17 protein-coding genes are annotated in these 20,108 nt (G+C 64.8%); 4 read left to right on the forward strand and 13 right to left on the reverse strand.

Features of this window, described 5'->3' with window-relative positions; genetic code table 11:
- Both L2I41_RS09000 and L2I41_RS09005 read left to right on the forward strand, forming a co-directional pair.
- A partial coding sequence (locus L2I41_RS09000; RefSeq protein ID WP_237153210.1) for a hypothetical protein occupies window positions 1-190 on the forward strand: 190 nt, incomplete at its 5' end.
- Window positions 191-337: 147 nt separating this feature from the next.
- Complete coding sequence (locus tag L2I41_RS09005) at window positions 338-2,023, forward strand: DNA recombination protein RmuC (protein ID WP_237153211.1); 1,686 nt, start codon at window positions 338-340, stop codon at window positions 2,021-2,023.
- Here the strand turns inward: L2I41_RS09005 and L2I41_RS09010 are convergent.
- Together L2I41_RS09010 and arfB are read right to left on the reverse strand one after the other, a co-directional pair.
- Window positions 2,005-2,421, reverse strand: a complete 417-nt coding sequence (locus L2I41_RS09010; protein ID WP_237153212.1) for a GFA family protein — start codon at window positions 2,419-2,421, stop codon at window positions 2,005-2,007. The genes L2I41_RS09005 and L2I41_RS09010 overlap by 19 nt on opposite strands.
- A complete protein-coding gene (gene arfB / locus L2I41_RS09015) occupies window positions 2,421-2,843 on the reverse strand; it encodes an alternative ribosome rescue aminoacyl-tRNA hydrolase ArfB (protein WP_237153213.1) in 423 nt (140 codons plus the stop codon). The genes L2I41_RS09010 and arfB overlap by 1 nt, the downstream gene beginning before the upstream one ends.
- A 261-nt stretch (window positions 2,844-3,104) precedes the next feature.
- Here arfB and L2I41_RS09020 point away from each other — a divergent pair, with 261 nt between their 5' ends.
- A complete protein-coding gene (locus tag L2I41_RS09020) occupies window positions 3,105-4,196 on the forward strand; it encodes a CehA/McbA family metallohydrolase (protein WP_237153214.1) in 1,092 nt (363 codons plus the stop codon).
- 280 nt (window positions 4,197-4,476) lie between these two features.
- Here L2I41_RS09020 and L2I41_RS09025 read toward each other — a convergent pair whose 3' ends face one another.
- Window positions 4,477-4,698 (reverse strand): hypothetical protein, encoded by a 222-nt coding sequence (locus L2I41_RS09025; RefSeq protein WP_237153215.1) that lies wholly within the window; start codon window positions 4,696-4,698, stop codon window positions 4,477-4,479.
- Window positions 4,699-4,755: 57 nt separating this feature from the next.
- The gene (rpsU, locus tag L2I41_RS09030; RefSeq protein ID WP_237153216.1) at window positions 4,756-5,031 is read right to left on the reverse strand and encodes a 30S ribosomal protein S21; all 276 of its coding nucleotides are present in this window, start codon (window positions 5,029-5,031) and stop codon (window positions 4,756-4,758) included.
- Between the two features lie 677 nt (window positions 5,032-5,708).
- Between rpsU and L2I41_RS21525 the strand changes: the two genes are divergently transcribed.
- Window positions 5,709-8,096 (forward strand): HAMP domain-containing methyl-accepting chemotaxis protein, encoded by a 2,388-nt coding sequence (locus L2I41_RS21525; protein WP_304610549.1) that lies wholly within the window; start codon window positions 5,709-5,711, stop codon window positions 8,094-8,096.
- 107 nt (window positions 8,097-8,203) lie between these two features.
- On the opposite strand, the gene L2I41_RS09040 is transcribed toward L2I41_RS21525, so the two are convergent.
- The 9 genes from L2I41_RS09040 to L2I41_RS09080 form a co-directional block, all read right to left on the reverse strand.
- Window positions 8,204-8,371: a hypothetical protein gene (locus L2I41_RS09040; RefSeq protein ID WP_237153217.1), complete on the reverse strand. Its 168-nt coding sequence runs from the start codon at window positions 8,369-8,371 to the stop codon at window positions 8,204-8,206.
- A 77-nt stretch (window positions 8,372-8,448) separates the two neighbouring features.
- Window positions 8,449-11,046 carry an ATP-dependent chaperone ClpB gene (gene clpB, locus L2I41_RS09045; protein ID WP_237153218.1) on the reverse strand — a complete coding sequence of 866 codons (2,598 nt, stop codon included), beginning with the start codon at window positions 11,044-11,046 and terminating at the stop codon, window positions 8,449-8,451.
- A gap of 195 nt (window positions 11,047-11,241) precedes the next feature.
- The gene (locus tag L2I41_RS09050; protein WP_237153219.1) at window positions 11,242-11,634 is read right to left on the reverse strand and encodes a DUF2147 domain-containing protein; all 393 of its coding nucleotides are present in this window, start codon (window positions 11,632-11,634) and stop codon (window positions 11,242-11,244) included.
- Window positions 11,635-11,682: 48 nt separating this feature from the next.
- Window positions 11,683-12,771 carry a DUF4167 domain-containing protein gene (locus L2I41_RS09055; protein WP_237153220.1) on the reverse strand — a complete coding sequence of 363 codons (1,089 nt, stop codon included), beginning with the start codon at window positions 12,769-12,771 and terminating at the stop codon, window positions 11,683-11,685.
- Between the two features lie 613 nt (window positions 12,772-13,384).
- Window positions 13,385-14,275 carry a peptide chain release factor N(5)-glutamine methyltransferase gene (gene prmC, locus L2I41_RS09060; protein WP_237153221.1) on the reverse strand — a complete coding sequence of 297 codons (891 nt, stop codon included), beginning with the start codon at window positions 14,273-14,275 and terminating at the stop codon, window positions 13,385-13,387.
- Window positions 14,272-15,345 carry a peptide chain release factor 1 gene (gene prfA, locus L2I41_RS09065; protein WP_237153222.1) on the reverse strand — a complete coding sequence of 358 codons (1,074 nt, stop codon included), beginning with the start codon at window positions 15,343-15,345 and terminating at the stop codon, window positions 14,272-14,274. The genes prmC and prfA overlap by 4 nt, the downstream gene beginning before the upstream one ends.
- Before the next feature lie 9 nt (window positions 15,346-15,354).
- Complete coding sequence (ptsP, locus tag L2I41_RS09070) at window positions 15,355-17,625, reverse strand: phosphoenolpyruvate--protein phosphotransferase (RefSeq protein WP_237153223.1); 2,271 nt, start codon at window positions 17,623-17,625, stop codon at window positions 15,355-15,357.
- A 121-nt stretch (window positions 17,626-17,746) separates the two neighbouring features.
- Window positions 17,747-19,000: an aspartate kinase gene (locus L2I41_RS09075; protein ID WP_237153224.1), complete on the reverse strand. Its 1,254-nt coding sequence runs from the start codon at window positions 18,998-19,000 to the stop codon at window positions 17,747-17,749.
- Window positions 19,001-19,172: 172 nt separating this feature from the next.
- On the reverse strand, window positions 19,173-20,102 hold the full coding sequence (locus L2I41_RS09080) for an alpha/beta hydrolase (RefSeq protein WP_237153225.1): 930 nt from the start codon (window positions 20,100-20,102) through the stop codon (window positions 19,173-19,175).
- Window positions 20,103-20,108 lie beyond the last annotated feature (6 nt).

The following is a 20,108-nucleotide window of genomic DNA, read 5'->3' on the forward strand; positions in this document are numbered from 1 at the left end:
GCAAACCAACCGATCAACTCATCGTCAATCACCGGTCAACAGCTCTCCGTCAGCGCTCCGTCGCCGCAGCGCCGCCGTCGATGAACGTGCTTATAGAAGGCACACTCAGAACTGTCAACGAGGTTTTGTAAAAAAAAGCGCGTTCCGTGCATTTCTTTTGAAAAGCCCGGAAATCCGCCTGTTTTTCTGAGGGAAAATGCGAATGTCAGATAAGGCAGCTTAGGAAAAGGCGGTTTTCCCGGCCCGAGCCGCAGGCGATGCCGGCAAAAAATCCGCAAGCAAATGCCGCGGCAGCCGGTTATGGTGAACAAACCGTAAATATGAGTGGATTCGCAGCTTGCTTGAGACCCTGAACGCCGCCTTCGCCACCAGCGAACCCCGCCTTCTCCTATCTTATGCCGTCATCTTCGGCCTGATCATGCTCCTAGTGGGCGCCACGATCTGGCTGAGGGGGCATAATGCAACGCGCGAGGCTCTGGATGCCGCCGCAAGGGAAGAGCTGGCCCGCCTGCAGGAGCAAGTCGGACGCCTTGAGAAGACCGAACGCGATCTCTCCGAACGCACCGAGCGGCTCTATGCCCTGCAATCGGAACAGGCCGCACTCAGGGCGACCTTGTCAGAGCGGGACAATGAAGCGCGGCGGCTGGAGCAGGATCTGGGAGAGGCGCGGGTCGGGCTCACCGATTTTCGCAGCCGCATGGAGCAGGAGGTCAATGACCTCAAGGCCAGCCAGGCGGAACTGAGGGAAAGGCTAGCCTCGTCGACGGCCGACCATAGAGCCAAGGCGGACGAGGCCGAGCAACTGCGGGCCGATCTCAAGCAGGTCCGCGACCAGCGCGATGACCTGCAGCGCGTGCTGGGCGAGGCGCGGGTGGCAATGACCGATCTCAAGTCCCGCGCCGAGGAGGAGCGCCGCAGCCACGCCGAGAAGCTGGCCATGCTGCAGGAAGCCAAGGTGCAGCTGTCCGACCAGTTCAAGGCGCTGGCCAACGACATACTCGAGGAGAAGTCCAAGAGCTTTGCCGAGACCAATCGGGCGGCGCTGGGCGGCTTGCTGGAACCGCTGAAGACCCAGCTCGCCGATTTCAAGGGCAAGGTCGAGGAGGTCTATGTCAATGAAACCAAGGAGAGATCGGCGCTGGGCGAGCAGGTGCGCAATCTCATCAACCTCAATCAGCAGCTTTCCAAGGACGCCCATAACCTGACCTCAGCCCTGCGCGGACAGGCAAAGACGCAGGGAAACTGGGGCGAACTCATCCTGGAGCGGGTACTGGAAGCGGCCGGCCTGACCAAGGGGCTGCATTACGAAACCCAGGAAAGCCACGCCCGCGAGGACGGCAGCCGCATCCAGCCCGACGTCGTCGTCAAGTTGCCGGGCGAGCGATTCCTGGTGATCGACTCCAAGGTGTCGCTGAACGCCTATGAGGATTTTGCCAACGAAGACAGCACGGAAGCCGAGAAGGAGGCCGCGCTTCGGCGGCATGTGGAGAGCCTCAAAGGCCATATCCGCGATCTCTCGGCCAAGAATTATCACGACATCCACGGCGTCTCCTCGCTGGACTTCGTGATCCTCTTCGTGCCGATCGAACCGGCCTTTCTCGTTGCAATCACACGGGAAACCGAGCTCTGGTACCAGGCCTGGACCAAGAACATCCTGCTGGTCAGCCCCTCCTCGCTCCTCTTCGTCGTGCGGACGGTCGCCCATCTGTGGCAGAAGGAACAGCAGACCCGCAATGCGCAGGATATCGCCCGGCGCGGGGCGGAACTCTATGACAAGCTGGTGGGATTCGTCGAAGATCTCGACAAGCTCGGGCGCGGCCTGCAGCTGGCCCAGGACAGCTACGAGAAGGCCTACTCCAAGTTCACCTCCGGCCGAGGCAATCTGATTCGCCAGGCGGAAATGCTGAAATCACTGGGACTTAAGCCCTCCAAGCAGCTGGACCAGAGCCTTGTGGCCGAGGCCATGGAGGACGGCGAGATCGCCCTGCCCCCACCCGAGGACAGTCAATCCACCTCGTCGTAAGGGGGATCGGCGGGATAGCGGGGCAGGTCGTCGGAAAGGCAAAGCCAGCGCGGCCGCGAGCCATCCCAGCCATGGGCTGACAGGGTGACGGCGTCGGCATCGTCGAGACTGCCAACCGTGACACCGATGCTGTGACCGGCCGGATCGCTCATGAACAGCTGACCGCCGCAGCGGCCGCAAAAATGCCGCCAACCCTTTGACGACGATTGATATTTTGCCGGAACCCCACGCGTGAGGGCAAAGGCGGACGGCTTGACCTGCGCCCAGGCGACCGTGGCGCCGCCGGTGGATTTGCGACATGTGGCGCAATGACAGAGATCGACAACGGCTTCGCTCGCGTCAAACTCATAGCGGATGCTACCACACAGACAGCCGCCGGTGAGAACATGGCCCGTCATCAGTCGTCCATTCCCGGCGAGCGCCGGTCCTTCTTGACCGCGCCACGGCGCGACTTGGCGTCGACCCGGCGCACCTGGCTCGCCCGGGTGGGGCGGGTGGCGATGCGCGGACGCGGTGGCTCGACGGCGGCCTTGAGGATGCCGATCAACCGCTCAAGCGCGTCGGCGCGATTGCGCTCCTGCGTTCTATGTCGTTGGGCCTGAATGACAATTTCGCCAGCCTGCGTCAGGCGCGAACCGGCGATCCGGCTGGCGCGGACCTTGACCTCCCAGGGAATCCCCGAGGCATTGAGCAGGTCGTAGCGCAAGAGCACGGCACTGGCGACCTTGTTGACATTCTGCCCGCCGGGGCCGGAAGCCTGGATGAAGCTCTCGGAAATCTCCCGTTCGTCGAGATGGATATGCGGCGCGATTTCAATCATGACCAGAGGATAATGCGCCAAATCGCCCAAGGAAAGGCCCGGCGCCAATGTCACGGATATGGAACTTCAGCGCCGATCAGCCTGGCGCCAATGTCGCCCCTTCGTCGCAGCCCGCTTGAAAGCCCCGTAACCTTGCCCAAAACGGCAGCTCGCACTTTTGAATCCGGAGTGACTTCTTTCCAATCAGGTGATTCCACCTGATTGGAAAGCGCTCTAGAAGAGGGGCCGACGACCATACCGATGCATCAGACGGAAACGAGAATGCCTGATACGACTCCCGCCCTCGCCGCTCCAGATCGTGAAGGCCTCTGGCTGAAGGGCGACTGGCACATGCACTCGCGCCACTCCACCGATTCGTCCAACAACCCGATCGGCAAGATCATCGGCTTCGCCGAACGGGTGGGCTTCGACTATCTGGTGGTCACCGACCATGACATTCACGTCTGGGGCGACGTGGCGCACCACACCTGGGCCGACCCCGACTATCGTTCGGACAAGCTGCTGCTGTTCTATGGTGCCGAACTCACGGCGGCGCGCGGCCATATCAACATCATGGCGACCGCGCCCTATGACCATCAGGCCGTCTTCGATGCGCGCGACGCCCGCGACTGGGACCTGCTGGCGCTGAAGCGGCGGCTCGGGGTGCATTTCTCGGCCAACCACCCGAGCACCAAGAACCATTATGGCTATTCCTTCGATCTCGCCGATTCGGTGGAGATCTGGAACAGCTGCGTGTGGAGCAAGAATGTCCCTGGCCTCAGGATCTGGGACGACATGCTGCTGTCGGGCCGCATGCTCGGAGCCCGGGGCGGTTCTGATTCCCACCATGGCCTGCCGGACCGGCCGGAGCTGACAACACCGCAGTCGGTGGAAGCGAGCGCCAACTATGTGGGCACCCCGACCACCTGGGTGTTTGCCCGCGAGCGGACCGCCGCCGCCGCGCTCGAGGCTCTGGAGCGGGGCCGCGCCTCGGTGAGCGCCAATCCCTACAATCCGCGCGTCGAGCTTTGGGCGGACGCCGATGGCGACGGGGTGATGGAACTGATGATGGGCGACAACGCCCTTGCCACCGGCAAGCCGGTCACCTTCGAGGTGCGCCTTGTGGGCGGCTATCGGGGCATGCGCTACAAGGTGAAGGTGGTGAAGAACCGGGACGCCTTCGCGAGCTTCGAAATCGAAGGCGACAGCCTCCGCTTCTCGGACACGCCCGAGGCCGGCGGGCGAAGCTATTACCGCGTCGAGATCGAAGGACCGCAGACGCCCTATCCCGAGGTGCCCTACTCCATGGCCCAGAGCGGCAACATGGTGGCCCTCAGCAACCCGATCTATTTCGGCTACGACGAGAGCTTCTGAGGCGATAGGCAGACAGCAAGAAGGCCAACCGTGGCATTTGCGGCCCAAATATACGCGATTGGTCGGTCCGAAGGCTCTTGTCCGGCAGGGCGCGCGCGGCCGGTGGCTGCCCTGACGGCGAGGCCGGAGAAGCTGCCATCCCGTCCGGAGGCAAGCTGACGTGCGATGGCCGCCGGCGAGGACGTGACAGGACCGCCCATGCGGAACCGGTCACAGTCCCTCGACGGGGCTGCCGTGTCGTGCTGATGGGTGTGCTGGCGATGCCGAGAAGGGCGTCAGGTCACACCGGCGAGCGGCGAATGGTCTTGATCTCGCCCATGGGGCGGCCAGACTGTTCGGCGATCTGCCGGTCCTGAGCTTCCAGCGCTGCGCGAGCCGGTTCGTCGCCATCGAGTCCATCAAGGATCTCGCGGGGGACGCGGCGGTTCGACCGCTGGCTGCCGTCGTCATAGACGACATCGAAGAGCACAAATTCGCTTTTCGCCGAGGGTTTGCGGGCCACGATGTAGCTCTCCAAAAAGGCTGCGGCGCGCGGAGATCACCGCGCGCCTGCAGAAGATCACGCTTCGCTTTCGACCGCCACGGCGGCAGGACGCTGGCGAACCGGACCCTGCTTACGCTTGGGCATCGGCAGCAGGCCTTCGCGCTGCGCCTTCTTGCGCGCCATCTTGCGGGCGCGGCTGACAGCCTCGGCCTTCTCGCGAACGCGCTTTTCCGACGGCTTCTCATAAGCGCGACGCTGCTTCATTTCGCGGAAGACGCCTTCACGCTGCAATTTCTTCTTGAGGGCGCGAAGCGCCTGTTCGACGTTGTTGTCGCGAACCAATACCTGCACGGGATGTCCGATCAGCTGCCGATAAAGTGGGCGCACCGCGCCGGCAAGCGCGGTAACGAAGGGTGACGGCCCTGTTCCTGCAACGTCGGCACTACGCTGCGGGAACGAAAACCAATTGGGGCGGCAAACCCAAGCCTGCCGCCTCGCGGCGCCTCCTATAGGGCAAAATGACCGCGATGACCAGTATCACCATGCAAAATGCCGACGATTTTATCGGGACCAGCGGATTTTGGCGCAAAGGCGGCCGGTTTGGCCTCGACGGCCCGCGCAGGAACCTAGCAATAGCTCCGAGTGCAGGAACCTCTCAAGAGTTGCACATCTCAGGATGAGTATTAAAAACACCCGGCAAATCAATCGATTGAAGTTCCCGCCTCCGCATTGCGGCCCCCGACGGCCAAAACAGCATCCACAAATGCCGCGGAGAGGAAATGATGTAATCAAGTCAAAATGATAGCATGGTGCGCTGCAAAACGAAATTTGTTCAAATTCTACCCGTAGAATTCGCAATATCCATCATTTGTTAAGCATGCAATCGCACCTTCCTCCCAGACCTTGCGGCTTGCGGCATCATTTTGCCGCGGGGCCGGATGGCAACACGCTCCTCTCGACGAGGCTGCACCGGGATCATTGCCCCGAACGACCATCGGGGACGAACAGCACAAAGAATAGGGTTGGGAATGAAGCTCAAGGCCTTTGCCCCCAAGGGATCGATCTCCTTCAAGATCAGTGCCGGCCTGTTCTCGCTGGCAATGCTTGCAGCTGTTGTCGGAGGTGTCGGCTATTACGGCCTGAACCGACTGGGCGTCGCCGTGAGCCTGACAGGTCAGTCCGCCGGCATTCTCTCGGAGGTCAATGACGCCGTCGACGCGGTCAACGAGTTCATCCAATGGCGCGAGGACGCATCCATCGAGCGGGCGGAGAAGAGCCTCAATGTGGTCGAGGACGATCTCAAGCGCCTGGGACAATCCGACGGCACCTCGCTTGAGCAAGCCCAGCGGGCCATCGCCTCCTTCCATCAGGCAATCTCGGCGTTGAAGGCAGGTTCCGACAAGATCACCCAGGCCGCCGCCGACATGGACAAGACCGGCGCGGCGCTGCTGGACACGGCGGGAAAGCTGCAGACGGATGCCAAGTCGAAGGCCTCTGACCAGAGTTCGGTAGCCGAGACGCAGCAGACCAACGCGCTGGAAGCCGCGCAATTCCAGTCACTGGCCTTCCAGGCGCAGGGGCTGGCCGCGCAGGCGTCATCGCAGCTGGCCGCCTATGCCAACAGCAAGGCCCCCGCGACGCTGGCCGCCGCCCGCGCCAATGCCACAAAGGCCGGCACCACCGTGGCGCAGATCAGCGGCTTTGGCAGTTCCTATGTGCTGACGACGCAGTTGCAGGACGTCTCGACCAAGGTCAGCAAGCTGACCAATATCCTGGCGCAGCTCGACAAGGCCTCGGACCAGGCGGAGATCGACCGCCTGCGCACGGACGCCCTCGGCGCCATCGACACCTTTGTTGCGGCCACCGACACCATCGTCAAGGCCTCCGCCGAGCTGGTAACCACCGCCGGCAAGCAGGCCGAGGACGCCAGCAACGCCGCACGCAGTGCCAACAAGCTGTTCGCGGCGGGCATCACGCTCGGCGACAATGTCGACGCCCTGACCATCAAGGCCGATCGCTACCGCATGGACCCCAGTGACGAGACCGCCAAGGTCGTGCAGGATCTGGTCGCCGCCGCCGAGAAGACCGCCCAGAAGATCGTCAAGCTGGGAGCCCCCGACCCGACTGCCGACATCGAGAGCTTCAAGACCGCCTTCAGCACCCTGATGTCCGGCACCCGCGCCTTCCTGATGGCGCGCGACTCGGCCGTGGCCCAGGCCAAGGCCGTGGTTGCCGCTGTGAGTTCCATCAGCAAGCTGCAGTCCGATCTGGCGTCGAAGAGCCACGATTCGGCGTCGCTGGCCATGGTGGCCGCCATCGTTCTGGCGCTGGCCTTTGCCTTCGTCGTCGGCTTCGGCCTCACCCATCTGATCACCCGGCCGATCGTGTCGCTGACCGACGCCATGCGCCGCCTCGCCAATGGCGACACGGAAGTGCACCTGGGCGGCCATGGCCGCAGCGACGAGATCGGCGACATGCTGGGCGCCGTGCGCGTCTTCCGCGACAATGCCATCGAGCGGCGGCGCCTTACCAGCGAGAGCGAAGCCGAACAGCAGAAGCGCATCGCCCGCCAGCAGGCGATCGAGGGCCTGATCGAACGGTTCCGCAGCGACATCGCCGGCACGATCACCGCCGTCGCCGGCAATGCCGGGCAGATGGAGAAGACCGCCCAATCGCTGGCCACCATTGCCGAGGAAGCCAATCGCCGCTCGGTGGTGGCAGCCGACGCCTCCGGCCAGGCGAGCAGCAGCGTTCAGACGGTGGCCGTTGCCGCCGAGGAGCTGACGGCCTCCATCTCGGAGATCACCCGCCAGACAGAGAACGCCACCAAGGTGGCGCGGCAGGCGACCGTGGAAGCGCACAAGACCGACACCACCATTTCCAGCCTCTCCACGTCGGCCGAGCGCATCGGCGACGTGATCTCGCTGATCCGCGCCATTGCCGAGCAGACCAACCTGCTCGCGCTCAACGCCACCATCGAGGCGGCGCGTGCCGGCGAGGCGGGCAAGGGTTTTGCGGTGGTCGCCGGCGAGGTGAAGAGTCTGGCCAGCCAGACGGCCAGGGCGACGGAAGAGATCGCCTCGCAGATCGCCGAGATCCAGCGCGCCACCGATCTTGCCGTCGGCGCCATCCGCTCGATCGCCTCGACCATGGAACAGGTGGATCACACCACCAACGTCATCTCGACAGCCGTCAGCCATCAGGGCGCGGCCACGGCCGACATTTCCGCCAACGCGCACAGAGCCGCCAACGGCACGCGCTCGGCCGCCGAGGAATCCGACGCGCTGACCCGCGTCGTCGGCGACACCCGGCAATCGGCCATCCACGTGCTCTCGGTCTCCAACGACCTCAACGATCAGGCCGCCCGCCTGCGCGAGACGGTGGAACGCTTCATCGGCTCCGTCATGGCGGCGTGAGGGAGAGGACAGACACGACAAGGGGCTCGCCGGCGAACAGGCCGACGAGCCCCTGCCCTTTTTATGAGCCGGATGAAGCAAAGGCGGAGGGTACTCAGCCGCTGCGTTCAGTGATCGGTCCACCAGACCGAGCCGCCCTCGCAGGCCACCGTCATGAAATGCCAGCGCCCGGGCTGGTCGACGCAGCCGCGCGCATTGAGGCCATTGAACACTGCGGCAAGGACAATGCCGGCAATGACGACGCCAGCGACCACAAGGCCGTCTCGTACGCGCATGCCGTCACCCCCTCACCACGTTTGCGCCGGAGGCACCTTGCCAGGCGCCTCCTTGCGCATGCCACTCCAAAGGACGATCACGCCGCGCTCGGCACGTCCCGGATTTCAGAGAACAGCAGCCGGTCGCTGCCGCCGGTCACCGCCACCGTATCGCCGTCGAGCACATGGCCGGCGAGGATGCGTTCGGCCAGCGGATCCTGCACATGGCGCTGGATCACCCGCTTGAGCGGGCGGGCGCCATAGACGGGGTCATAGCCCTTTTCGGCCAGCCAATGGCGGGCGCTGTCGTCGAGCGACAGGGTGATCTTGCGATCCTCCAGCAAGGCTTCGAGCCGCTTGAGCTGGATGGTCACGATGGCCCCCATCTCCGAGCGCTTCAGGCGATGGAACAGCACGATCTCGTCGAGACGGTTGAGGAACTCCGGCCGGAAGTGGCCGCGCACCACGCCCATCACCAGATCGCGCACCGCGCTCACGTCCTCGCCTTCCTTCTGGTTCGACAGGAACTCCGAACCGAGGTTGGAGGTGAGGATGATCAGCGTGTTCTTGAAGTCCACCGTGCGGCCCTGGCCGTCGGTGAGACGGCCGTCGTCGAGCACCTGCAGCAGCACGTTGAACACGTCCGGATGCGCCTTCTCGATCTCGTCGAACAGCACCACCTGATAGGGCCGGCGGCGGACGGCTTCCGTGAGCGCGCCGCCCTCGTCATAACCGACATAGCCCGGAGGTGCGCCGATCAGCCTAGAGACCGAGTGCTTCTCCATGTATTCGGACATGTCGATGCGCACCATGGCGTGCTCGTCGTCGAACAGATAGGACGCCAGCGCCTTGGTGAGCTCGGTCTTGCCGACGCCGGTGGGGCCGAGGAACATGAACGAGCCGATGGGACGGTTGGGATCCTGCAGACCCGCGCGGGCTCGACGCACGGCGGTCGACACCGCGTGCACCGCCTCCGCCTGGCCGACGACGCGCTTGGCCAGCTCGTCTTCCATGCGCAGGAGCTTCTCGCGCTCGCCCTCCAGCATGCGGTCGACGGGAACGCCGGTCCAGCGCGACACCACATGCGCCACGTGATCGGGCGTCACCGCCTCTTCGAGCATGGACTCGACCGCACCGGCAGCCTCGACGGCCTTCAACTCGGCTTCGAGACCGGGGATCACCGCATAGGTGAGCTCGCCGGCCCGCTGATACTCGCCCTTGCGCTGGGCGACGGCCAGATCGTTGCGCGCCTCGTCGAGCTTGCGCTTGAGATCGGCGGCCTGGCCGAGCTTGTTCTTCTCGGCCTGCCAGCGGGTGGTGAGCTCGGTGGACCGCTGTTCGAATTCGGCCAGATCGCGCTCGAGCTTGACGAGGCGATCCTTGGAGGCCGTGTCGGTTTCCTTCTTGAGCGCTTCCTGCTCGATCCTGAGCTGGATCACCCGGCGATCGATCTCGTCGAGTTCTTCGGGCTTGGAATCCACCTGCATGCGCAGGCGCGACGCCGCCTCGTCGACAAGGTCGATGGCCTTGTCGGGCAGGAATCGGTCGGTGATATATCGGTTGGACAGCGTCGCCGCCGCCACCAGCGCCGCATCGGTGATGCGCACCTTGTGATGCTGCTCGTATTTCTCCTTGATGCCGCGCAGGATGGAGATGGTGTCTTCCACCGTCGGCTCGCTGACGAACACCGGCTGGAACCGGCGCGCCAGAGCGGCGTCCTTCTCCACATACTTGCGATATTCGTTGAGCGTGGTGGCGCCGACGCAGTGCAGTTCACCGCGCGCCAGCGCCGGCTTCAGCAGGTTGGACGCGTCCATGGCGCCGTCGGACTTGCCGGCGCCAACCAGCGTGTGCATCTCGTCGATGAACAGGATGACGCCGCCTTCGGCCGCCGTCACTTCCGACAGCACGGCCTTCAGGCGCTCCTCGAACTCGCCGCGATATTTGGCACCGGCGATCAGCGAGCCCATGTCGAGGGCGAGCAGTTCCTTGTCCCTCAGCGATTCGGGTACGTCGCCGTTGACGATGCGAAGCGCCAGGCCTTCGGCGATGGCGGTCTTGCCGACGCCGGGTTCGCCGATCAGCACGGGATTGTTCTTGGTACGCCGCGACAGCACCTGGATGGTGCGGCGGATCTCCTCGTCGCGGCCGATCACCGGGTCGAGCTTGCCCTCGCGCGCCGCGCGGGTCAGGTCGCGGGCATATTTCTTGAGCGCGTCATAGCCGCTCTCGGCCGAGGCCGAATCGGCCGTGCGCCCCTTGCGGATCTCGTTGATGGCCGTGTTGAGCGCGTTGGGCGTCGCGCCGGCATCCTTGAGGATCTTCGACGTGGCGGCATCGGGCTCGATGGCCAGCGCCACCAGCAGCCGCTCGACGGTGACGAAGCTGTCGCCGGCCTTTTCGGCCAGCTTCTCGGCCTGGGTAAACACCTTGGCAGTGGGCGCGGCGAGATAGAGCTGGCCCGAGCCGCCCGAGACTTTCGGCAGACCGTTCAACGCCTTGTCGACGGCGGCAAGCGCCGCCTCGGGACGGCCGCCGGCGGCCGTGATCAGGCCGGACGCCATGCCCTCGGCATCGTCGAGCAGGACTTTCAGCAGATGCTCGGGCAGAAACTGCTGATGGCCGGCGCCAAGCGCGCCGGTCTGGGCCGACTGGATGAAACCGCGAGCCCGTTCGGTGTATTTCTCGATATTCATGGGTCTGACATCCTTTTCCGCAGCCCGTCTCCCGCCGTCCGAAGCCCGGAGGAAAACGTCCTGGACATCAGGGGATAATCCCCGTCGGCCCCAATATGGGGGCGACGGGCCCGAAGGAAAAGAGGCGCCTTCCGACGAATTCCACCACACGGTCCAATGTGCAGGGACGAGGACCGCATGACGTTGAGATTGCGCCTATTTCAGGCGCGTCCAGTGCTGGGTGCCGCAGAAGATCGTGTAGGCACAACCGCGCAGGGTCAACCGATCGGCGCCGTCGAGCGACGCCAGTCCGCGATAGACACGGCCGCTGACCGGGTCCTTGAGCGACCCCGCATAACCACCGCTGCCAGGTGAAAGATCGTCGGCAATCACCGTGCCGGCAAAGGGACTGTCGATCAGGCGAATGCAGAACACGCGGCCGCAGGCATAGAGCGCCGCCGAAGCCCCCGATTCGGTCTTCCACACACCCTCGATCGGCGCCGCCCGAACAGGGCCACTCCACCATAGCGCCGTCAACAGAAGGACAGGCGCGAAAAACCTTGAGACCACTTCCCCCAAAGCCTCCAGCTCCTGCATGCCCTCCAACATGCAAAAGCCCCCGCCGGTCTCCCGGCGGGGGCTGAAACAACGATCGAATTATTCGTCCGACGGGGCCTTCTCGGCGCTCACGCGTGGCCGACGGGCGGCACGCGGACGCGGCGGCACCACATCGGCGTCAGGCGAGACGCCAACCGTGGTCGCGCGGCGACGCGGGGTGCGCTTGCGCTCACCGGCGCCTTCGCCCTCGGCCGACGCAGCTTCTGGAGCCGCTTCACGCACGGGCGCGGGAGCCGGAGCGGCCTCAGCGACGGGGGCCGGGGCAGGAGCCGGAGCAACCGCCGGCGCCGGCACATGCGGCGTGGTCGACGCCACATGAACCACCGGACGGTCCTTCACCAGCACCGGCTGCGGCACATCGGGGAAGCTCACGTCGGGCTGCGGCGCGTCGGCAAAGCTCGGCTGGATCATCGGCGCGGCACGCTCCGGACGATCCTGGCGCTCGGGACGCTGGTCCGGCTGGCCATTGCGATCGCCACGGTCGCGGTCGCGACCGAAGCGGTCGAAGCGCTGACGGCGGCCGTCGCGGCGATAGTCGCGATTGTCCTGCCGTTCGCCATTGTTGCGATCGCCGTTGTTACGGTCGCCGTTGCTACGGTCGCCGTTGGTGTTGTTCCGCTCGCCACGGTCGCCGTTGTTGCGATCCTGCTGGTAGCGTTCGTTGCGCTCGCCGCGCTCGGGACGATCGCCCTGCTCGCGCGGTTCACGCGGCTGGTAGCCGCCTTCGCGCTCGGGACGGACTTCAGACGGCTGGCGATTGCCTTCGAACTGACCGGGAGTCTTGATCTCGATCTGGCGCGGCTCGAAGCGATCCGACCCCATCGGCTCGAAATCGTCATCGGTCTCCTCGTCCTCGCGACCGAGCGCGGCTGCCGTCTGGGCAGCCTGGGCGGAGGCGATGATCCGGTAGTAGTGCTCAGCGTGCTGCAGATAGTTCTCCGCCATCACGCGATCACCGGAGGAAGACGCGTCGCGCGCCAACTGCGTGTATTTCTCGGCGATGTGCAGCGCCGTCCCACGGATCTTGATGTCGGGACCGTTGCTGTCGAAGGACCGGGTCAACGGGTTGGGAACCTTGCGGTTCTGGCGACCGCGCATCCGCTGCTTGTTCTGCTGATTCTGTCTCATATATCCGCTATCTCTTGTATCCGCGGGTTAACCGAACAGCCGCACCCTTTCGACGCCCCAGGCGGACCCAGCTTCGGGTCAGGGGCTGATACCATCGGAACTGTTCGCTTGATCTCATCTGTTCGCGTCTGCCCGCCGTTCGCGTTTCTTGCGACCACGGCCGGCGCGCCAAGCTTCACCCTCAACGATCTGTCAGTACGAGAACGGGTTCAGGCCTGATCGGAACCTCAACTGCCGTGGGCATCTGCCGCACCGCAGCGAATTTCGTGTCAGACTATCAGAGGATACGACGGGCATGAACGACCAAGCCTTTCCGGCAACGGTCTCAACTGTCCATCAGCGACAATCTGCCGTGTCGCAGATCGTTCCTCTTGAAAACGGCTTCGCAACGCTAGAGGCGTAACACGCAAAAATGAAGACACTTTTGCGGAAATGCTGGCCTGAGCCCTTTTTTAATGGGGCCTGAGACCTGTGCGCAAAATCGCGTCCCTTTTTGCGCACGACGCTTCTTGCGTCCGAACTATCCAATTTTCGAGCTGAAACTACCGGTTCCCTCGCCATTTTCCAAGGACATTTTTTACATCCGCGTAGAAATGCTGCAAAAAATGCACTGTTATCCGCAAGCACGCACTCCCAAAACCACACGATCAAGCCCACCAAGGTCGGAAAGGACTTCGATTTCACGCAAATCTGCCGCTTCGAAGAGGGCTTTCACCGTCTCACCCTGGTCAAAACCGATTTCGACCACAAGCATCCCCCGCGGCACAAGCAGAGCCGTAGCGCCGTCCGTCAGCGCCCGATAGGCCGTGAGGCCGTCGGCGCCGCCGTCGAGCGCCAGACGCGGGTCATGGTCGCGCACCTCCGGCGACAGGGTGTCGACCACGGCGCTCGCAATATAGGGCGGATTGGACAGGATCATCCCGAAGCGACCATCGAGCGGTTCGAGATAGGAGCCAGGACGAAAATCCAGCCGCTCGGCAACACCATGGCGGGCCGCATTGCGCTGGGCCACCTCGATGGCGCCGGGTGCGAGATCGGTGGCAACCGCCTGAGCCCCCGGCAGTTCCGTGAGCAGCGTGACCGCGATGGCCCCGGTGCCCGTGCCGATGTCGGCAAAGCGCAGGCCGGTGCCGTCGGCGGCAACGCCCGGAACAGCCCCGCTTCGCACGCGCCTGACAACGACGTCCACAAGCGTCTCGGTATCCGGACGCGGCTCGAGCGTATCCGGGCCAAGTTCGAAGTCGAGGCCGTAGAACTCGCGCGAACCGATGATGCGCCCGACCGGCTCTCCGGCAAGGCGGCGCGCAAGATACCCTTGCGCGCGAGCAACCACATCGGCTGTGGCCGGCGAGCCGCCCTCGACAACCAGACGCACGCGATCAAGCCCGGCCGCCGCCTCCAGCAACATGCGCGCTTCAAGTGCGGCCATTGCCAGACCGGCATCCTGCAGCGACAGGCGCAGGCGCAGAAGCAGCTGGTCGAGCGTGATCGGCGTCTCGCTCATGCTTCGGCTTCGGCCAGAAGGCGCGACTGATGATCGGTGATGAGACCGTCGATGACTTCGTCGAGATCGCCCTCCATCACCGCCGGCAGCTTGTAGAGCGTGAGGTTGATGCGATGGTCGGTGACGCGGCCCTGTCCGTAATTATAGGTGCGGATGCGCTCCGAACGATCGCCCGAGCCCACCTGACCGCGCCGCTCCGCCGCCCGCTCGCTGTCGGCCCGCTCGCGCTCCTGCTCGTAGACGCGAGCGCGCAGCAGCTTCATGGCCTTGGCGCGGTTCTTGTGCTGCGAGCGCTCGTCCTGACAGGCGACCACGATGCCGGTGGGCACATGGGTGATGCGAATGGCGCTGTCGGTGGTGTTGACATGCTGGCCGCCGGCGCCCGACGCACGGAAGGTGTCGACCCTGAGATCGCCTTCGTCGATGGCGATATCCACCTCTTCGGCCTCGGGCAGCACCGCCACGGTGGCGGCCGAAGTGTGGATGCGGCCCGAAGATTCGGTGGCCGGCACGCGCTGCACCCGGTGCACGCCGGATTCGAATTTCATGCGCGCAAACACGCCCTGCCCCGTCAGCGAGGCAATGATTTCCTTGTAGCCGCCGAGTTCGGCTTCCGACGCCGAGAGGACTTCCACGCGCCAGCCGCGTGCTTCCGCATAGCGCTGGTACATGCGGAAGAGATCGCCGGCGAACAGCGCCGCCTCGTCGCCGCCGGTGCCGGCGCGCACTTCCATGATGGCGCCGAGGTCGTCGGCGCGATCCTTCGGCAGGAGGGCGAGACGGATGGCGTGCCGCATCTCCCCGAGCCGCGCCTCGACCTCGGGCCGCTCCTCGCTGGCCATGGCGCGCATTTCGGCGTCGGTCTCGGCGTCGTCAAGGAGGTGGTCGAGGTCATTGAGTTCGCTCTCGACCGCGCGCAAGGCCCGGATGCGCGCCACCAGCGGCTCAAGCTCGGCATAATCGCGCGACAGCCGGACAAAGGTCTCCGAATCGGGGCCGCCGGACAGGCGCGCTTCGATGATCGCGAAGCGGTCGAGGAGCGCTTCCAGCCGGGAATCAAAACTGTTCATCACGTGAATCTAGTTGAGCGGGATGTCGTTGGCTTCGGCGAAATCCTGCAGCAGCTTGCGCAGCGGCAGTCCCTCGCGCCCGGCGAGCGCCGGCTCGATCACAGCCCTCAGTTCGCCAAGGTTGACCGAACGGATCATGTCCTTGACCGGGCCGATCGAGGTCGCGGCCATGGATATGGAGCGGAACCCGATCGCCATCAAGGCCATGGCTGACAGGGGGGTGCCCGCCAGTTCGCCGCAGAGCGTCGCCGGCTTGCCATATTCCGCCGACTTGGAGGCAATGACGCGCAGGGCGCGCATGAAGGGCGCCGACAGCGGATCGAAGCGCGAGGAGACCTTGGCGTTGCCCCGGTCCACCGCCAGCATGAACTGGAACAGATCGTTGGAGCCGACCGACACGAAGTCCACCTCGCCCATCAGTTCGTCGATCTCGAACAACAGCGAGGGCACTTCGATCATCGCGCCGAGCTTCAGCTGCGAGGGCGGCGTGTAATTGTGTTTGGCGAGGAAAGCGAGCTCGCGATGCACCATTTCGCGCGCACGGCGATATTCGTCGACGGTGCTGACCATCGGGAACATGATCTTGGCCTCGCGCCCGGCAGCGGCCTTGAGGATGGCGCGCACCTGCGTGCGGAGGATCACCGGCCGGTCGAGCCCGAGGCGCAGGGCACGCCAGCCCATGGCCGGGTTCTCTTCCTGCACCGAGCGGGTAAGATAGGGCAGCACCTTGTCGCCGCCGATGTCCAGCGTGCGGAAGGTGACGGGCCGGCCACCGGCGCCATCGAGAATGCGCGAATAGAGTTCCGTCTGCTGGCCGAGCTTGGGGAAGGCCGAGGCGATCATGAACTGCAGCTCGGTGCGGAACAGACCGATGCCATCGGCTCCGGACTCGTCGAAATGCGGCAGGTCGAACAGCAGGCCGGCGTTGATGTTGAGCGCGATGCGCGTGCCATCAAGCGTCACCGGCTCCTTGAAGCGCAGCTGGCGATAGCGTTCCTGCCGGCGGGCGCGGAAGCGCACCTTGGTGACATAGGCCTGCTCCACGTCGCCCGGCGGGCGCAGGTGCACGAAGCCGGACTCGCCGTCGACGATGATGGAATCGCCGTTTTCGGCCAGCGACACCACATTGGGCACCTGACCGACGGTGGCGATCGACAGGGCGCGCGCGACGATGGCCACATGGCTGGTGGCCGCGCCTTCTTCCAGCACCAGGCCGCGCAGGCGCGTGCGGTCGTAATCGAGCAGCTCGGCCGCGCCCATGGTGCGGGCGACGATGATGGCGTTGTCCGGCAGGGCCTTGTCCTTGCCGGTCTTGCCCATCAGCTCGCGCAGCAGGCGATAGGTGAGATCGTCGAAGTCGTGCAGGCGCTCGAGGAGGTAAGGGTCGGTCTGCCGTTGCATGCGGGCGCGCGTGTCGGACTGCACGCGCTCGACCGCCGCCTCGGCGCTGAGGCCGGAGCGCAGGATCGCCTCTTCCATGCGCCGGGCCCAGCCGCGGTCATAGGCGAACATGCGATAGGCTTCCAGCACATCGCGATGCTCGCCGTGATGGGCCACCTCGCCGCGCTCGATCATGTCGTCGATCGACAGGCGCAGGTTGGCGATGGCCGAGTTGAGGCGCTGGACTTCCTTGTCGGGATCCTCGGCGATGAAATTGGTCACCACCACGCGCGGCTCGTGCAGCACCACATGGCCGAGGCCGACGCCGTCCGACAGCGCCGAGCCCTCAAGATGCATGGGCCGCGCCAGATCGAGCACCGTCTGCTGCGCCGAGGCGAGGCCCGACACCTGACCGGAGGCGATGATCTCGGCGATGATCATGCCCGTGGTCTGGAGCGCCTCTTCCTCTTCATCGGAATAGCTCTTGCGGGCCCGGTTCTGCACGACGAGCACGCCGAGCGTGCGGCCGGCGCGCAGGATCGGCACGCCGAGGAAGGAGTGGTAGGCCTCTTCGTCGGTGCCGGGAATGTAGGAGAAGGCGGGATGTTCCTGCGCATCCGGCAGGTTGAGCACGCTGGCTTCGGCGGCGATCATGCCGACGAGGCCCTGGCCGAGCTTCAGGCTGGCCTTGTGCACGGCCTCGCGGTTGAGGCCTTCGGTGGCGAAGAGTTCGAGGACGCCATCGGCGCGCAGGACGTAAAGGGAGCACACCTCCGCGACCATGTTGGCCGCGATGGTCTGAACGATCTTGTCGAGCCGACCTTGCGCACTGATCGGCTCCGCCATCACTTCGCGGAGGCGGCGCAACAGCACGCGCGGTCCAGACAGTGCCCCCCGCATCATCCGCATCCTGAGTGGTCGCCGCCCGGCGGCCTCATGCCGCCGGATCAGCATCTTCGAGAATCAGGCCATCGAGCTGACCTGCCCGACGACCTTAGTGAATTGGCTTCACTCTACAAAATCAAGCCTTGTCGAGGCCATACTCCGAATGGAGGGTGCGAACCGCCAGTTCGGTATAGGCTTCGTCGATCAGCACGGAGATCTTGATCTCCGAGGTGGTGATCGCACGGATGTTGATGCCCTTGCTCGACAGCGAGCGGAAGGCCCGCGCGGCGACACCTGCGTGGCTGCGCATGCCGACGCCGATCACCGACACCTTGCACATGCCGGTGGTGCCTTCAAAGCTCTCGTAGCCGATCTCGGCCTTCTTGGCCGTCAGCACCGCCACGGCGCGCTCGTAGTCGATCGCCGGCAGCGTGAAGGTGATGTCGGTCTCGGTCCCGTTGGGCGAGATGTTCTGGACGATCATGTCCACGTTGATGTTGGCTTCGGCCAGCGGCACGAAGACCGCAGCCGCCACGCCCGGCTTGTCGGGAACGCGGCGAATGGAAATCTGCGCCTCGTCCTTGGAATAAGCGATACCCGTGACGACTTCCTGTTCCACGATCTCGTCCTCGTCGCAAATGAGCGTTCCGAACGGGTCGCCGTTCGGTTGGGTCTTGGGATTGTTGGGGTCTTCGAAGGAAGACCGAACGAAGGTGCGCACCTTGTGCACCATGGCGAGCTCGACCGAGCGTACCTGCAGCACCTTGGAGCCGAGGGACGCCATCTCGAGCATCTCCTCAAACGACACCTTGGCAAGCCGGCGGGCCTTGGGCACCACGCGCGGATCGGTGGTGTAGACACCGTCGACGTCGGTGTAGATGTCGCAACGGTCGGCCTGGATGGCCGCGGCAATCGCCACTGCCGACGTGTCCGAACCGCCACGGCCCAGCGTCGAGATGCGGCCATCCGGCGCCATGCCCTGGAAGCCGGCGATCACGGCGACGCGCCCCTCTTCCATCTGCGCGATGACGCGGCTGCCGTCGATCGACTGGATGCGGGCGGCGCCATGGGCCTGATCGGTGAGGATCGGCAGCTGCCAGCCCTGCCAGGATCGGGCATCGATGCCCATGGCCTGCAGCGTGATCGCGAGCAAGCCCGACGTCACCTGTTCGCCGGAAGCCACCACAGCGTCATATTCGCGGGCGTCATGCAGCGAAGAGGCGCCACGGCACAGCGCCACCAGTTCATTCGTCTTGCCAGCCATGGCGGAAACCACCACGGCCACCTGATGGCCGGCGTCCACCTCGCGCTTGACATGGGCCGCCACGTTGCGGATGCGGTCCAGGTCGGCGACCGAAGTCCCGCCGAATTTCATCACCAACCGAGCCATTTTCAGACGTCGTGCCTTGCGGGGCCAGGCCCCTTCTGGAGAAACGAAAATGCGGATGCCGGAAAGCCTCCGCAAGCGCGCCCTCCATACAGGAAGCCTCGCCCCGTCGCAACGTCGGAACTTCACGCGCCAGGAAATTAAGTCGGCGAGGCAGGAGACGCAAAAATGCGGCTCAAAGCGCGGCCACCGCCCGAAGCCAGCTCACGATCGCATCCTGCATCGGCGCCACGCAACGCACCTGACCATTCAGCCCGAGGCAACCATGGTGGAGACCGTTGAACCGCTGGAAATGCACCGGCACGCCGGCGTCGCTGAGCCGGGCAGCATAGGCCTCGCCCTCATCGCGCAGCACGTCGCATTCCGACGTCAGCACGCAGGCCGGCGGCAGACCGGAAAGGTCGTCGGCGCGCAAGGGCGAAACCCAAGGATTGCCCGCCTGTGCGGCGTCGGGAAGAAAGTGATCCCAGAACCAGACCATGTCGCTTCTGGTCAGGCCATAGCCCTCGGCAAACTCAGAATAGGACGCGTGCCCCGACGAGTAATGATCGGTTACCGGATAGACCAGGAGCTGGCCCGATACCAGATCATCGCCGCACTCATGGAGACGCAGCGCAGCCACCGCCGCAAGATGGGCTCCGGCACTGTCGCCGGCAACGATCACCCGACCGCCATTGCCGCCAAAGCTCGGTGACTTGCGCACCGCCCAGCGGACGGCCGACACCATGTCGTCGGAGGCGGCCGGAAAGGGATGTTCGGGGGCCAGGCGATAATCGACGGAGACAACCACCACGCCGGCGTCGGCCGCAATGTTGCGGCAGATGTTGTCATGGGTGTCGAGGTCGCAAATGACGAAGCCGCCACCGTGCGCATAGACCACCACTTGCGAGGCCCCGGAACCGAAGGGGCGGTAGATCCGTCCGCCGATCGACCCGCGATCGCCGGGAATGGACACGGCCTCGATCGAGGCAACCGGCTTGCCCTGCGGCCGGGCCCTGAGCCGTGCTCCCGCCCGCGCTTCGGCAACGCTGAGGCTGTCGAGAGACGGCAAGTTCAGGGCGTCAGCCTGTTCGATGAGGCGGGCGATCTCGGGATTCAGCGGCATTGAGCA

Origin of the sequence: Oryzibacter oryziterrae (assembly GCF_021864535.1) — a bacterium.
Classification (GTDB): domain Bacteria; phylum Pseudomonadota; class Alphaproteobacteria; order Rhizobiales; family Pleomorphomonadaceae; genus Pleomorphomonas; species Pleomorphomonas oryziterrae.